At 60.3% G+C, this 15330-nt stretch carries 13 protein-coding genes and 1 tRNA gene; 8 read left to right on the top strand and 6 right to left on the bottom strand.

Annotated features, from left to right (window positions below):
• The first annotated feature begins 166 nt into the window (after positions 1-166).
• Positions 167-1630, top strand: a complete 1464-nt coding sequence (locus tag Q0D45_RS04315) for a substrate-binding domain-containing protein (RefSeq protein WP_293389047.1) — start codon at positions 167-169, stop codon at positions 1628-1630.
• 119 nt (positions 1631-1749) lie between these two features.
• Here Q0D45_RS04315 and Q0D45_RS04320 read toward each other — a convergent pair whose 3' ends face one another.
• From Q0D45_RS04320 to Q0D45_RS04330, 3 genes are all read right to left on the bottom strand, one after another.
• Positions 1750-2973: an alpha/beta fold hydrolase gene (locus Q0D45_RS04320; RefSeq protein WP_293389050.1), complete on the bottom strand. Its 1224-nt coding sequence runs from the start codon at positions 2971-2973 to the stop codon at positions 1750-1752.
• Between the two features lie 52 nt (positions 2974-3025).
• Positions 3026-4165 carry an acyl-CoA dehydrogenase family protein gene (locus Q0D45_RS04325; protein ID WP_293389053.1) on the bottom strand — a complete coding sequence of 380 codons (1140 nt, stop codon included), beginning with the start codon at positions 4163-4165 and terminating at the stop codon, positions 3026-3028.
• Positions 4166-4347: 182 nt separating this feature from the next.
• Positions 4348-5097: a thioredoxin family protein gene (locus Q0D45_RS04330; protein WP_293389056.1), complete on the bottom strand. Its 750-nt coding sequence runs from the start codon at positions 5095-5097 to the stop codon at positions 4348-4350.
• 158 nt (positions 5098-5255) lie between these two features.
• On the opposite strand from Q0D45_RS04330, the gene Q0D45_RS04335 reads away from it, so the two are divergent.
• Positions 5256-7007 carry an FMN-binding glutamate synthase family protein gene (locus Q0D45_RS04335; RefSeq protein WP_293389059.1) on the top strand — a complete coding sequence of 584 codons (1752 nt, stop codon included), beginning with the start codon at positions 5256-5258 and terminating at the stop codon, positions 7005-7007.
• Between the two features lie 175 nt (positions 7008-7182).
• On the opposite strand, the gene Q0D45_RS04340 is transcribed toward Q0D45_RS04335, so the two are convergent.
• Together Q0D45_RS04340 and Q0D45_RS04345 are read right to left on the bottom strand one after the other, a co-directional pair.
• Positions 7183-7959 (bottom strand): glucose 1-dehydrogenase, encoded by a 777-nt coding sequence (locus tag Q0D45_RS04340; protein WP_293389062.1) that lies wholly within the window; start codon positions 7957-7959, stop codon positions 7183-7185.
• Between the two features lie 68 nt (positions 7960-8027).
• The gene (locus tag Q0D45_RS04345; protein WP_293389065.1) at positions 8028-8774 is read right to left on the bottom strand and encodes a hypothetical protein; all 747 of its coding nucleotides are present in this window, start codon (positions 8772-8774) and stop codon (positions 8028-8030) included.
• A 909-nt stretch (positions 8775-9683) separates the two neighbouring features.
• Here Q0D45_RS04345 and Q0D45_RS04350 point away from each other — a divergent pair.
• The 6 genes from Q0D45_RS04350 to Q0D45_RS04370 all read left to right on the top strand — a co-directional run bounded on the left by Q0D45_RS04350 (position 9684) and on the right by Q0D45_RS04370 (position 15124).
• Positions 9684-10631, top strand: coding sequence for a retron St85 family effector protein (locus Q0D45_RS04350; RefSeq protein WP_293389068.1), 948 nt, complete (start codon positions 9684-9686; stop codon positions 10629-10631).
• Positions 10628-11566: a retron St85 family RNA-directed DNA polymerase gene (locus tag Q0D45_RS04355; RefSeq protein WP_293389071.1), complete on the top strand. Its 939-nt coding sequence runs from the start codon at positions 10628-10630 to the stop codon at positions 11564-11566. Before Q0D45_RS04350 ends, Q0D45_RS04355 begins: the two co-directional genes overlap by 4 nt.
• 9 nt (positions 11567-11575) lie before the next feature.
• Complete coding sequence (locus tag Q0D45_RS04360; protein ID WP_293389074.1) at positions 11576-12460, top strand: hypothetical protein; 885 nt, start codon at positions 11576-11578, stop codon at positions 12458-12460.
• Positions 12461-12559: 99 nt separating this feature from the next.
• A complete protein-coding gene (locus Q0D45_RS04365; protein WP_293389076.1) occupies positions 12560-13885 on the top strand; it encodes a hypothetical protein in 1326 nt (441 codons plus the stop codon).
• Positions 13878-14222 (top strand): helix-turn-helix domain-containing protein, encoded by a 345-nt coding sequence (locus Q0D45_RS21580; protein WP_366946346.1) that lies wholly within the window; start codon positions 13878-13880, stop codon positions 14220-14222. The genes Q0D45_RS04365 and Q0D45_RS21580 overlap by 8 nt, the downstream gene beginning before the upstream one ends.
• On the top strand, positions 14132-15124 hold the full coding sequence (locus Q0D45_RS04370) for a site-specific integrase (RefSeq protein WP_366946348.1): 993 nt from the start codon (positions 14132-14134) through the stop codon (positions 15122-15124). The genes Q0D45_RS21580 and Q0D45_RS04370 overlap by 91 nt, the downstream gene beginning before the upstream one ends.
• Positions 15125-15160: 36 nt before the next feature.
• Here Q0D45_RS04370 and Q0D45_RS04375 read toward each other — a convergent pair.
• Positions 15161-15236, bottom strand: a tRNA-Phe gene (locus Q0D45_RS04375).
• Positions 15237-15330: the final 94 nt, after the last annotated feature.

Consider the following 15330-nt stretch of genomic DNA (forward strand, 5'->3'; position numbering starts at 1 on the left):
GAAGCGCCGTTTCGATAGTTGGCAAATGTCTTCATTCCGTAAAGGAATTGCCAACATCGATCTCTACTCTGATGCGGCTTGAGACCAGATTTCCGGCCTCATTCGTCCGCTTCGCCAATTCTTGTCCACGCCATTCAAAGCTTCGTCATCCATTCAGGAGAAGGGTATGTCCTTCAAAATTAAGGCCGCCGGTTCTGCCGCGCTCGCCGCGTTGTTCGTGTCATCCGCTGCTCTCGCCCAGACGACCACCCCGAGCCCGGTGCTGTACGGCGGCGGTGCAACGCTGCCGGCCACCGCCTACAACGGCTCGAACATCTATGACGTGACGCCGACCGCCCGTCTCAGCGCGCCGAACGGTGCCCTGAACTCCGGCTTCACCTTCGTGCCGGTCGAATCGACCTCGCTGTTCGGCGCCTACAAGCTGTCGCCGCCGGCCCGTGGCACGACCTCGCGTCCGGACACCTCGTACTGCGGCACCGGCTCCGGCCAGGGTCGCCGTACCTTCATCGGCCAGACCGGCTCCGGCACCGCCGGCAGTTCGACCGGCAACAACTTCGCCGACGGCGTCTGCCGTGATTACGGCCCGACCGCTCCGGCCGGCTTCTCGGCTCCGGCCGGTCAGCGCGCGCCGCACTTCGCGGCCACCGATCAGCCGCTGAGCGCTGGCGAACTGTCGACGTTCACGACCAACTACGGCACCAGCCGCACGGCCGCCGTGCAGTTCCCGACGCTCGCCGGCGCGATCGCCGTGACCTTCAAGAACAACGACATCTCGCCGTCGCGCATCGTCGTGTTCACGGAATCGCAGGTCTGCCAGATCTTCTCCGGCGCGATCAGCAACTGGAGCCAGCTCGGCTTCCCGTCGAAGGCGATCAAGGTTGTCTATCGCACGGACGGCTCGGGCACCTCGTTCTCGATGTCGAACCATCTGTCGGCGGTCTGCCCGACGGCAGTGCCGAACGCGGTCGCCGGCTTCTCGACCCAGGGCACCTTCCTGGCCGCGTTCCCGGGCGGCACGGCTCCGGCCGGCGCGATCGGTGGCAACGGCAACCCGGGTGCGACCAATGCGATCGCCGCCAACGACGGCGCGATCGGCTATGCCGAACTCTCCGACGGCCTGTCGAAGAACTCGGTCGGCGCCAACTCCGTGGCCTTCGCCACCCTGAAGAAGCAGCCGGATCGCGCCGCCGTCAAGGGCGTGTCGCCGGCCGCGAAGTTCAAGGAGTACAGCCCGCTCAGCCTCAAGTCGCCGTTCAAGCTGCCGGCCACCGGTGCGCTGTTCGAAGGCGTGGTGGTGGGTCCGAACGACGGCAATGGCCGTCCGACCCTGGTTGCCGCCACCACCCAGGTGCCGGCTTGCCTCAAGGTTGTCGATCCGAACGCCTATGCCACCCCGGCGCTGAATGCCAAGGGTGACTACGCGGCCTACCCGATCGTCGCCATCACCTACCTGCTCGCCTACAACACGGGCAACGGTGCGGATGCGGCGAACATCGCCGACCTCGTCGCTGCGCCGTTCTACGGTGCGGTGAAGAATGCGACGAGCAGCGTCGGCACCGGCACGGGCTTCGGCTTCCTCGCCGGCATCCCGAACCAGCGCAACTTCATCAAGGGCTGCATCACGCCGTAAGCCTGTCGTGATCCAGTCGTGATGATCTCCGGCAGCTGATCGCCGGGACGTGATCGAGGCCCCCGCATCTTCGGATGCGGGGGCTTTTTCGTTGTGCCCTGAGTGCGCTGCCGAAGTCGCTACTTCGCGCGCGGCTTGCGCGGTCTGGCGGCTGCCTTGCGCGGCAGCTTCGCCTGCGAACGCTCGGCCAGCCAGTCCGCGGCCGGGCCCCAGACTTCCAGCGGCGCCTTGCTGCCGAGCACCACGCCCATGTGGCCACCGGTGGCGATGCGCCAGGACTTGTCCGTGGTCGGCAGGATGTCGACGATCTTTCGGGCAATCGATGGCGCCACGATGCTGTCGCGGTTACCAGCGAAGATCAGCGCGGAGGCCTTGATCTTGCCGAGTTCGGCGATGCGCGTGTCGATGCGGATGCTGCCCGTGGCCAGCTCGTTGTCGATGGCCATGCGCAGCACCATGTCGCGCACCACGCCGCCGGGATAGATCAGCATCTTGTTCAGGTAGTTCGAGGTCGTCGAATGCGCTTCGACGAATTCGCGATCCCAGAGCCGGGTCAGCAGATCCCAGTACGTTGTGATGCTGGCGACCGGGGCGGTCATCTTGAAGCCGAGGGCGAGCAGCCAGCCGGGGATCGTCAGCCGCGTGGGATCGACACCCATCAGCCGGAAATCGCTGTACTTGCGGACCAGCCGCGCCGGCGCATCGAGCGCCCCGGCAAGCCCGGCGACCACGCCACCGCCGCGCAGATCGATCGGGCTGGCGACGGTGACCAGGTTGCGGATCTTCGGATCCAGCGTCAGGCCGGCGTGCATCAGACTGAGCAGGCCGCCCATGCACCAGCCGAACAGCGAAACCTCTTGCGAGCCGGAATGCTTGCGGATCGCGGCCAGCGCGGTGGCCATCATGGTGTCGACGTAATCGACCAGGCCCAGCGAGGCATGCGCCGGTGTTGGCCGGCCCCAGTCGATCAGATAGGTGCGGAAGCCGCGCGCCGCCATGTAGCGGGCCAGCGAGCGCTGCGGCATCAGGTCGAACGTATCGGCGGTGACGCCCAGCGGCGGCACCAGCACCAGCGGCACCGCGTAGGGCTGACGCAGCACCGGCAGGCGGCTGCCATCAGGCAGCTCGATGCTGTCCTCGTCCGGCGGGCCGTAGTAGCGCACCGACATCAGCTCGCTGTCGTGGATCAGCGAGAACCAGGTCTTGCCGGACTGGATCAGGCGATCGCGGCGGAACAGCCAGTCGAAGCCATTGGCGATGGTGCCGGCGATCCGGCCATTGAGCTGCAGCACACCGCGCCGTGGTGCGGCCGGCAGGTGTTCGTCGATCTCGATATCGGCCATCGCCGTCTCCGTTCAATGCCCAGCAGCCGGATCAACAAGCTGACCACGGCGCTTACAGGGTACGGGCGATCAGTTCCTTCATGATCTCATTGGTGCCGCCGTAGATGCGCTGCGCGCGGGCATCGATCCAGGCACGGGCGATCGGATACTCGAGCATGTAGCCGTAGCCGCCGTGCAGTTGCAGGCACTGGTCGATGACCTTGCCCATCAGGTCCGAGCACCAGTACTTGGCGGTCGCCGCGTCGTCGACGCCGAGCTTCTTGTTCAGCACCAGCTCGATGCAGCGGTCGACATAGACGCGGCCGATCGCCAGCTCGGCCTTCATCTCGGCAAGCTTGAAACGGGTGTTCTGGAAGCTGGCCACGGTCTTGCCGAACACCTTGCGATTGCGGGTGTATTCCAGCGTGTGCTTGAGCGCCGCCTCTGCTCCCGCGATCGAGGTGATGGCGATCATCAGCCGTTCCCAGGCCAGCTCCTGCATCAGCATCACGAAGCCCATGCCTTCGCGGCCCAGCAGGTTCTTCTTCGGCACCCGCACGTCCTTGAAGAACAGCTCGCAGGTGTCCTGCGCATGCATGCCGATCTTCTTCAGCGGCTTGCCCTTGGTGAAGCCTTCGCGCGAAGCCTCGACCATGATCAGCGAGATGTCCTTCGAGCCTTCGCCGCTGTTGCCGGTCTTGGCGACGACGATCGCCATGTCGCTCAGATAGCCGTTGGTGATGAAGATCTTCGAGCCGTTGATGATGTAGTCATCGCCATCGGACACCGCCGTGGTCTTGACGCCCTGCAGATCGGAACCGGTGCCCGGCTCGGTCATCGCGATCGCGGTGACCACTTCGCCGGAAGCCATCTTCGGCAGCCATTCGAGCTTCTGCTCCTGGCTGCCGAAGTTGTTGACGTAGTGGGCGACGATGTCCGAATGCAGCGAGTAGCCGGTGCCGGAATCGCCGGCGTAGGACTGCTCTTCCATCAGGATCACGCTGTACAGGCGATCGCCACCAGCGCCGCCGAACTCTTCCGGAATCGCCGTACACAGGAAGCCCAGCTCGCCAGCCCGGTTCCAGGCCTTGCGATCGATGTGCTGCTGCGCATCCCATTCCTCGCGATGCGGCACGATTTCTTCGGCGTAGAAGCGACGCACGCTGTTGCGGAAATCTTCGTGTTCAGCGGAAAACAGGGTACGGGGAATCATCGACGGCTCCGGCTCGGCAACGGCATGGACAGGTTCAGGGGCAGTCCACTTGGGTAATCCAAGTTACATACAGTCTGGACTGTTTTATATGAACTCACAGCGCCCTTGATGCTGTCAATGCTCGATCCGGAAATCGCCCAATAAACGGGGTCAGATACAGATTACAAACGGCAGTTGCCGATCTATCGCGTCGGCACGGCACCGGTCGATGCCACCGCCCAGACCTGGCCGAGACGATCCTGCACGACCAGCGCCAGCCGCTCGCCGCGTTCGTCCGGCGTAAGGCGTTCGCGCAGGTCCAGCGGTTCATTGCGCCAATCGCCGAGCTTGCGCAGCGAGCGCACCACGTTCGGATAGACGATGCGCCGGCCGGCGTTTTCGCCCCTGGCGATGTCGGTGCTGCGCTCGGCATCGAAGCTAAGCAGCCAGACTTCGCCGGCAGCGTCGCTCGCTTCGGCTTTGCCGACGGTCAGCCGCAGGGCGGCACCGTCGCGGACGATCTGAGCCGGCACCGTTCGCTGCGCCTTGCGCGCGGCGTCGATGCCGTCCTCGGCGGCACCACGCCGTGAACCGACCAGCGCGGTGTCACCATCGATCACCAGCTGCGGCGTGTAGACCTGCCAGCCCTGCCGCTGCGCATAGGCTTGCTGGCGCGCGGTGAACCGCGGGCTGGCGAAGGGATCAGCCCAGCCGAGGTAGTCCCAGTAGTCGACATGAAAGCCGAGCGCCAGCACATCACTGCGGGCAGCGAGTTCGCGCAGCATGGCATCGGCCGGTGGGCAGGACGAGCAGCCCTGCGAGGTGAACAGCTCGACCAGAACTGGCCGCTCGGCAGCCTGAGCGAGAGGCGCAAGCGCAACGGATGAGATCAGCGCCGCACTGACGCAGCGCCACCATTGACCAAGGAGCGGCTGGTTCACAGATTTGTTCATGTCGGGACTCCACAGGCAGATTCTCCAGCCTGAAGCCTGACCTGAAGCAGTAACCGGAACGATGCCGAAGCGTCCGGATTTCGGTGTCGATCCGACGCGATCTATCGAGTCCGACAACTGTGGCAGGCTGATCTCATCTGCAGCCTCAGCGACGATCCATGACGCGCAACCTCAAGCGAAATCTGTTGGTAGCCACCGCCCTGCTCGCCACCGCCGTATCGGCGCTGGGCACGATGATGAATCCATTCTGGAACGGTGCGCTGGCGGTGTTCTCGGCATTTTCGATCATCGGCACGATCGACTTCCTGTACCGCTATCCGGCGGTCAATCGCTACCTGCCCTATCTCGCCATCCTGCTGGCGGCCGGCAGCTTCGCCGTGGTCGGCGCGATGGACCATTACTGGGTGCCGCTGTTCGCGGCGTTCTCGGTGCTGGCCCTGGTCGGCACGCTCGATCTGTTCCAGCATCGCCACAGCCTGTGGCGCAATTACCCGCTGATCTCGCGAGTGCGCTGGGCGATCGAAGCGGTGCGTCCGGAACTGCGCCAGTACCTGTTCGAAAGCGACAGCGATGGCCGGCCGTTCTCGCGAGAGGAGCGCGCGCTGGTCTATCAGCGGGCCAAGGGCGCGGTCGACTCCCATCCGTTCGGCACCGAACTGGATGTCTACAGCGAAGGCTACGAATGGATCGCCCATTCGATCGCACCACGCCCGAAACCAGACGGCGATCTGCGCGTGACCATCGGCGGCGATCAATGCAGGCAGCCGTATTCGGCCTCGGTGTTCAACATCTCGGCGATGAGCTTCGGCTCGCTGTCCGCCAATGCCATTCGCGCCCTGAACCGCGGCGCCAAGGCCGGCAGCTTCTATCACGACACCGGCGAAGGCGGCGTATCGCGCTACCACCGCGAGTTCGGCGGCGATCTGGTCTGGGAACTCGGCAGCGGCTACTTCGGCTGCCGCGCTGACGATGGCCGTTTCGACCCGGACAAGTTCCGGGAAACCGCCAGCCTCGAGCAGATCCGGATGATCGAGATCAAGCTGTCGCAGGGTGCCAAGCCCGGCCACGGCGGCGTTCTGCCGGGGCAGAAGGTGACCGAGGAAATCGCCGAAGCGCGTGGCGTGCCGATCGGCGAAGACTGCATCTCGCCATCCGCCCACAGCGCTTTCGACAGCCCGATCGGCCTGATGAAATTCGTTGCTCAGCTGCGTGAGCTTTCCGGTGGCAAACCGGTCGGCTTCAAGCTGTGCATCGGCGATCCGACCGAATTCATGGCGATCGCCAAGGCGATGCTCGAAACCGGCATCACGCCGGATTTCATCGTCGTCGATGGTGCCGAGGGCGGCACTGGTGCGGCGCCGCTGGAGTTGTCGAACCACGTCGGCATGCCGCTGCGCGAAGGCTTGATCCTGGTGCAGAACGTGTTGGTCGGCACTGGCCTGCGCGAACGTCTGCATCTCGGCGCTGCCGGCAAGATCACCTCCGGCTACGGGCTGGCGGCGAACCTTGCCCTCGGTGCCGACTGGTGCAATGCGGCGCGCGGCTTCATGTTCGCGCTCGGCTGCGTGCAGTCACTGTCCTGCCACACCGATCGTTGCCCGACCGGCGTCGCGACCCAGGACCCGAAACGCGGCCGTGGCCTGGTGGTGCCGGACAAGGCCGACCGCGTTGCCAGCTTCCATCGGCACACCGTCGATGCGCTGGCCGAAATCGTCGCCGCGGCGGGCTTGTCGCACCCCGAAGACCTGGAGCCCGAACATCTCTGGCAGAGAGTCGGGCCCAATCAGGTCTGCAGCGCGGCGGACTGCTACGAGTTCCTGCAGCCCGGCGCGCTGCTTGGCACCCCGCCCGAACGCTGGCAGAAGCGCTGGAACACCGCTCGCGCTGACCGTTTCGGCTTGACTGCCTGACGCCAGGCCATGACTTCCGGGCTGACCTCGAACAGCTTCCTTGCTTCGCCGCAATCACCACGTTCAAGCGTCTTGCCGCAGCTGCTCGCAGCCGCGTTGCTGGCGATCGGTGCGACAGCGCCCGCGCCGGCGCTGGCGCTCGTGAGATGCGGTGAGCCAGCCCGGTCGCCGAGTTCTAGTTCGCCACCATGCCGCCGTCGATGACCAGTTCGGTGCCCATCACGAACTTCGATTCGTCGGACGCGAGGAACAGACAGCCGTAGGCGATTTCGATCGGATGGCCGAGGTAGCCGGCCGGCTGGCCGTTGATGAACGCGGCTTCCGCCGCCACCGGGTCGGGCATGCTGTTGATGGTCTTGCGCAACAGCGGCGTATCGATCGCGCCCGGGTGGATCGAGTTGGCGCGAATGCCCTTGCGGGCGTGCGCGATCGCAGTGCTCTTGGTCAGCAGACGCACCGCGCCCTTGGAGGCGTGATAGGCCGCGTAGCCCTGCGAGCCGATCAGCCCGTAGACCGACGACAGATTGATGATCGAGCCGCCACCGTTTTTGATCATCACTGGCACGGCGAATTTGGTCGCGAAGAACACGCCTTTGACATTGACGTTCATGATCGCGTCGTACTCTTCTTCGCTGGTATCGACCTCGGGCTTGCTGCTCTCGATCGCGGCATTGTTGACCAGCACATCGAGCCGGTCGTACGTCGTCACCGCGAAGTCGATCATGGCCTTGATATCGGCCATCTTGCCCATGTCGGCGCGAAGAAAATGGGCGATACCGCCGGCCTTGGTGATGCGCTCGACAACCTCGGCGCCGAGCTTCTCGTTGATGTCGGCAACGATGACCTTGCCGCCTTCACGCGCGAACAAGGCCGCGGTTTCCGCACCGATGCCGGAAGCACCGCCGGTGACGATGGCGACCTTGTCCTGAATACGACCCTTGCTCTTTTCCACGTCTCTCTCCAAGTGGGAATACGGCTGTTTTTTTGATATCGAATTGATGCGACGCGTGCTTGCCCTGCTCAGTTGGAAGACGCGTGAACCTGCTGGCTTTCCTGCTGCTGGATGGCATCGAGCAGCAGCTTGATCATCACGAAGAACCAGATGGCGAAATTGGCCAGCGGGATGTAGATGCCGAACAGGCCGCTCCAGGCGAAGGGCCCGGATTTGAAATAGACCACCAGGGCCGTCGGCAGGAATCCCATCGGCACCCAGATGTTCAGATAGGCCGCCCAGCGCGGAAAGACCGGCTTGTCGCCCTTGTCGAGAAAGATCGCCGCGGCCAGGGCGCAGGACTGGGTCAGGAACGGCGCGAAGGTCATCGACAGGATGATCCAGCCCAGATCGTTGAGCAGCAGCATCAGCTCCGGATCGCGATCAGGGCGGAAGGAGACGGTGGTCCAGATCATCGTCGGAATCAGCACCGCGAGCATCGCGATCGAACCACCGATGAGTTGTGCCACAGCCAGGCTCGGATCGCTGCCCTTGATACGCCGCATCTGCGTGGAGATCACGCAGACCCAGGGCACGAAGAAAATGCAGGAGAACTGCGCGACGATCAGGCCCAACCGCTTCATCCAGACATCGGTCTGGTAGAAGGCCGCGATCTGCGCGGCGCTGGCATCGGGACGCGGCGGCGGAATGAACCCGGCGAGGAAGATCCAGCCGATGCCGAACAGCACCAGGAAGATCAGCCCGCACCAGACGCACCAGCGCTGAACGCGGGCATTCATCGTCTCGGCCATGGGGCTGCTGCTTGCATCGGACATGGAAGGTCTCTTGTTGAACTTCAGCGCCTCATGCCAACCGGCAAGCTGTGCCGAGACTGGTCGACGGAAATTGACCCGAGCGTTGCTTGTGAGACGGAATGCCGGTCCAGAGGCAGCGCTCCGGACTTGATGAGCGCGTTGGCGAAATCCCTACGCTGCGCGAATGCTCAGGCAGGAAACCGTGTGCGGTCCGGCCAAGCGATTTCTTGCGTCTCGGTAGCCCCGGACTTTACGACATGAGCAGTCCGATGTAGCGACGGGCAAACCCTAGGAAGGCTCTGCAGCGGTGCTGCGCCCGTCGAGCCACAGACAGACCGCCACGAATGATCGCGGCAACTCGCAAAGGGTTGTAAGGAGTTTTACGGCCGGCTGGCTCTGCTTCTGCAGGCCGCTCTAGTTATTGAAAATATGGTGGCCGAGGACGGAATCGAACCGCCGACACGGGGATTTTCAACCGAGCCCCTGAAAGGGCGTTTTATTCAATGTTTTCTGTCACTTGCGGCGCTTGCTACCAATGCCTGTGACATTTCACTCTAAGGTAATCGCAGGTCACTCGTGGACTGATTTGGCACAACGCCCGATCTCGCATGCCATACCACTTGCGGATTCAGGACCTACCTAACTTTCTTGATTGTTCCCATACGGGAGCGGCGAGCTACATGTCCCGCTGGGGATTGCTGGTGAGCGGGCTTGCGGCTTCAACGGCAGCCTCTCATACTTCGTCGACTCAGTTACGCGTACCGTGGAGTTAGTGTTTTTAACACCATCGTCGGGCGCATCGCCAGACGGTAATTGATTGACCGGCTTCGACGGCACGAAGGCGCTCCCGCGCCCAAGCGTCGTCGTATGCTCCTAGCTTGGGCGCGGGAGCGCCTTCGTGCCTGTAATTTGGGTAGCTGAGTCTACCGGATGTCACTAAAAACATTAGAACAATTCAAGTCGACGGTTGACCCTGCAAAGGCAACCGTCATTTCGTATTGCAACCTTATTTCTATATTCGGCGGCCCGCTTACGCCACAGCCGCGCAAAGTGATACGGCCGAAGTCATGCCGCGATGCATTCGTTAATTGGACCAAAACCGAGCGCGTCGATCTATACGAAAGAATTGTGCTGCCAGAGTCATATCAAGATTGGAACGACTTCGACACATACTCAGATCTTCTCGGATTTGAGCAGGATCTGGGGTACCTGGCGAGTGCCGTTGTGATTTTTTTGGAATGTCCAGGAGCAATAGCTGAGCTGGGAGCGTTTTCACAGATCCCGTCCTTGAGGGATCTTTTATTCATTATTGTTGATTCCACTCATTATAAAAGTAAGTCCTTCATCAAGCTTGGTCCGATAAGACACATACAAGAGACTCATAAAAAACCAAAAAGTATATTTGTTGCGCCTCTGATCAGGGCTGCCAAGGACTTTGACGATCATGTGCCGGCAGTAGTAAAAAATTTGGAAGAAGAAAAACTAAATAAAAAACCAAGTACGGTCGCTTTTTCCGACAAAGACAATCAGCACGGAATTTTATTAGCTCTTGATGTAATTAAGTTATTTACCCTTGTTAGCGTCACCGAAGTACAAGAAGTTCTCGCCCATTTTGGGGTGAAGTACCAGTTACGCCGTGTTAAACAGATTCTTTTCACTCTAATACAGACAAAACTGATTGAAGAAAAAGAGTACGGAGACAACACATTTTACGAGGCAACAAGCAAAGATGGGGCTTATATAGACTACACATCTTTGATAATAGGGAAGCCATTCCACCGCGAAAGAATTAAGGCTCAAGCGTGGAAGGAAGTGCAGAACGATCCGTACCGAAAAAATGCCCGGACCAGTTCGCCTAAAACGAGGCTCCTACGATGAACGTCCTTCAATCTCTTTTGAAGGAGCTTCCGTTTTCTACTGCCGAATTGTTGAGCATCATTTCGACAGCGCCATATAGATACAAAGTCTATAAGATTGCCAAACGAGAGCCTGGAGCGTTTAGGACGATCGCTCAGCCGACGCCGGAAGTAAAACTTATACAGAGATGGCTCGTAAAAAACGTTTTTTCAGAACTACCTGTGCATACAGCTGCGACGGCGTATCGGGAAGGACTTTCGATTGCCGATCATGCGCGGAAGCATTCAAAAAAGCGTTTTCTCTTAAAGATGGATTTTAAGAATTTTTTCCCGTCTATAACTGAGAACGATGTTAGCTACCATCTAGTCACAATGCTTGGATTATCGGGAGCCGACGCAGATATCGTTTCCAAACTTGTGTGCTGGAGAGATCGCACACAGAGTAAAAACTGCCTATCGATAGGCGCACCCAGCTCACCCTCGCTTTCCAACTCAATACTTTACCAGTTCGATCTAGCTGCAACAGTTGTCGCCAAGACGAACAGTGCGATCTACAGTCGGTATGCAGATGATTTGGCGTTCTCCACGGACAAGAAGGGTGTCTTAATTTCAATAGAGTCTGAGATCAGGTCAGTTTGCGACAAGCTCAGGTATCCCAAGCTCGCTGTAAACAAGAGTAAAACGGTATTCACTTCGCGCGCCAATGGCCGCTTCCTTGTTGGACTCAACCTCACCACGGAAGGAGGCATTTCTGTTGGTCGTGAAAGGAAGCGCCGCATTCGCTCGCTGCTATATCGGATTTCAAATAACAGTTCTATAGACTGCGACTTAGCTATGCTCCGGGGTGAGCTATCGTTTATATGGTCGGTAGAACCAGAGTTTATTATGTCGATGGTTAGACAGTTCGGTGTTGATATATTCAGAAAACTTGATTTACCTTTTGGTATGGACAGGTGAAATCAGTAAATGTTAGAGCTTCTCCCGCGCGACAGTCTAATTGCCGCCCTGAAAGGTGCCATCCCAGATGCGGAATGGGTAATCCGGCACCTGGAGAAATCTAACGGCTGGCTCCAATTCCCGCCGGTCCTTGTAGATACGATAAAAAATCTGAAGATCGAGCAATATCCGCTCATCTATGAAGATGAGCGACTGTTGACGTATTTCAGTCTGCGCGCCTGGCTCACCGATCAAGAAATTCGTGAGCTTGCAATACAAGCGGAAACCGCATCGCTGGAACAACGGGGCGAGTTCCTTAAGGAAATCTGTGATGCAGTTGAACCGGTCTTGGAAAGCATTCCAAAGACTCCGGAGCAGATCAAAGCGGCGCAGGAGCTATTCGCCAGCTTGTCCGAAAATGAGCAGCGCGAAGCTATCAAACGCGGACAAGCGTTTTATAGCGTGTTCTTTGCCAGCTTCGGGCAAACCTTCTCGATGATGATGCACGGCGAAAAGCTGACAACGCTTATCGCCAAGGCGAAAGCAGGCGACGACGATGCGTTTTGTAAAGCCATCCGTATTGATGGACGCATCCTGACGGTGGTTCCGTACTTCCGAGAGAAGTACGAGCGCGCTAAACAGCTTGGCGAGTCCGCATTCCTCGACAAGGTTAGCGTCTGGACTCGGGCGGCTCCCTATAGAGGACGCATCCGCCATAAGTCACTGTGGGTCGTCTTCGCACTTCTCGATCAGGCCGGGATGCTGGCGAATCTGAGCCATCGCGAAATCCTCGATATCTGCGATGAAGTTGGCGTCGGCGGAGCTGAGAACCGAATTGAGGACGTGGGCTATCTGAGCAAACGCCTCCGCGAGTATCGAAAGCTTCAGAAAAGCGGCGTCGCGTCAACGCCCTGACTTTCTTTTTTAGCGCCTCGGCTTAAGCAATGCCGGGTCACAGAGTTCGTATCCGTAGCAGGAAGCGGTCTTCGCAAGCCTGCCGAAGCGGATACGAACATGACCGACACCGACAGCACCGATACCCCGAACAGCCACCCGGCAAGCGAGTTTTTAGAACCGGCCCGGCGAATTGCCGAGGTTTTTGCGACGGAGGAGCAAACTCCTCGGCAATCGCCGGGTGCGCTTCTTACTAACAGAGCACCCGGTAACTGCACGGTGCTTCGATATGGCGTGGATAGCTTGTATCTGTCCTTTCCCGGCAGCCTTCATGACCAGTGGGCAGTGTTGCTGGAACAAGCCAGGACTAACGCTCAGTCGCCTAATGATGCGATCCAGGCCAAGGCCCAGGTTTCGATCCTGGATCATCTGTTCCAGGTCAAAAGCGGCGGATCGAAGCTGTACCGGTACACGCTGGCCGATGGCTGCTTTCATATCCAGCTATCTCGCAGGAAGTCCGGCTCACAAGTTCCAGTCGCCTACGTCCAGCTTCGTAGCCAGTTCATTACGTCGGTGGGTATCGAACACGCGGTTCGGCAGCTTCGCCTGGTTCTGTCTTCGATGGCCGCTCTGTCTGGCGAGCCCAACGTCAGCCGCGTCGATCTGTTTTCGGATTACTCGTCACCGCATCCCCTGGATAGCTGGGCGCGGGATGCCTGGATCAGTCGCGCCCATTACATCGGCACCCATTTCGTCCAAGGCGAGCCCTCGGGCTGGAGCATCGGCGGCGGCGATCTTCAGGCGCGGCTGTACGACAAAGTCCTAGAGCTTAAAAAGAGCGGGAAAGACTATCTGCGGGTCTTGTGGGCGGCGGCAGGGTGGACGCCTGACCAATCCGTGTATCGCCTGGAGTTTCAATTCCGGAATACGGTGCTGAAGGAATTGGGTATTCGGGACTTCTCGTCGCTGTTGTCGGGTCAGGGCGGGCTGTGGCGCTATGCGACGGAGGACTGGCTACGACTGGCCTGCCCGAATCCCGCTGACGACACCAAGTCCCGGTGGCCGACCCATCCGCTGTGGGCCGAGCTGTCCGCGATGCCGTGGGCGGGGCGGGACGCGGCTGGCCGCGCGCCGCTCCGCAAGGATCAAGCGCCGTCCTTGGATGCGCTTTGCCGCTCTCTGTTCGCCGTCCTGACGTCCTATATGGCGGTCCGTGGGCTAACCGACCCTGTCGAAGCCGGGCATCGCCTGATGGATGACTGTGAGGCACATTTCGATCGCTTCGGCATCGAAGTCGGCATTCCCTTCGACGCCAGGGCGCAAACGAGGGCGGCGCGCAAGGCGACGGAATTCAATCTGCCATACCCCCTCAATACGCCGATCACCGCTGAGCAGGCCCATGAGGCTGCGCAGCGGGCGTACCTGAAGGCGACGGGCCGTGGCTGAGGGAGAGCGCACCTATGACCTGCCAGAAGCCGCCAGATTCCTTCACATGTCGCCGGCCGTGCTGCGCCAGAAGGCCCGTATGCGTCAGCTCAAGGCCGCGAAACCCGGTAAAGCCTGGGTGTTCCTGGAACGTGACCTTGTCGCTTACCTGGACCGGCTTTACGCTGACCCTCGGCAAGCGCCGCTAAGTGGCTCCAACGTAGGAGGTACTACATGGGAGTCTTCAAACGCGGTGATGTCTGGTGGATCGACTTCACTACCCCGAATGGACGCCGAGTACGCGAATCTTCTGGGACTCACGACCAGCAGCAGGCGCAGGAGCTACACGACCGATTGAAGGTTCGCTGTTGGGAGGAACAGCGCCTCGGCGTCAAACCAGATCGCTCCTGGAAAGAAGCTGCCGTTCGGTGGTTGAAGGAAACGAGTCACAAGCGCAGCCATGACAAGGACGTGGCGAAGTTGCGGTGGTTGGATCGGCACCTGGGGCCTCGGATGTTGAGCGAGGTCACGCGGGACCTGATCGACCGCATCGGGGAGATCAAGGCCAAGGAATCGAGCCAGCCCAATGCAAACCGCTACCTCGCCTTGATCCGCTCGATTCTGAGAAGGGCGCGGGACGATTGGGAGTGGGTACATCACATCCCGAAAGTCCGGCTTTATCGGGAGTCGAAGCGGCGCATCCGCTGGATCACGCGTGATGAGGCGGTAAGGCTCCTTGCGGAGCTGCCGTCTCATCTCGCTGAGATGGCGCGATTTTCCCTGTCGACTGGTCTGCGTCAGCGCAACGTGTCGTACCTGCGGTGGGACCAGGTCGATATGGGGCGCAAGGTGGCCTGGATTCACGCGGACGAAGCAAAGTCAGGGCGAGCAATCGCCGTCCCGCTGAACGAAGACGCGTTAGAGGTGTTGCGGAGTCGGCAAGGCCAGCATGCTCAGTACGTGTTCACGTACCAGGGCAAGCCGGTCGAGCGTTGTACGACGAAAGCCTGGGACCGGGCTTGCGAGCGAGCGGAGATTAAGGACTTCCGCTGGCACGATCTGCGACACACCTGGGCGTCATGGCATGTGCAAAGCGGCACCAGCCTTCAAGAGCTGATGGAACTTGGGAGCTGGACGACGTTTGAGATGGTGATGCGGTACGCCCATTTGGCGGCGGACCATCTCAGGGTGGCAGCGTGTCGGCTGGATGGCACGATCACGTCACAGTCAGCCAAAGTCCATCATCTTCGCGCGGCGTAACACTCGCGGAAGTCTTTGAGCTACCTGGAAATAAATTGGTGGCCGAGGACGGAATCGAACCGCCGACACGGGGATTTTCAATCCCCTGCTCTACCGACTGAGCTACTCGGCCAACGTGCTGCTTGGATGCCCGCGTCTCAACGCGGAGCGCGATTAGACGCGACAGGGGTATCAGGCGTCAAGCACTTTCCGGCCCTGGCTGGGGC

Source organism: Nevskia sp. (assembly GCF_023266035.1).
Taxonomy (GTDB): domain Bacteria; phylum Pseudomonadota; class Gammaproteobacteria; order Nevskiales; family Nevskiaceae; genus Nevskia.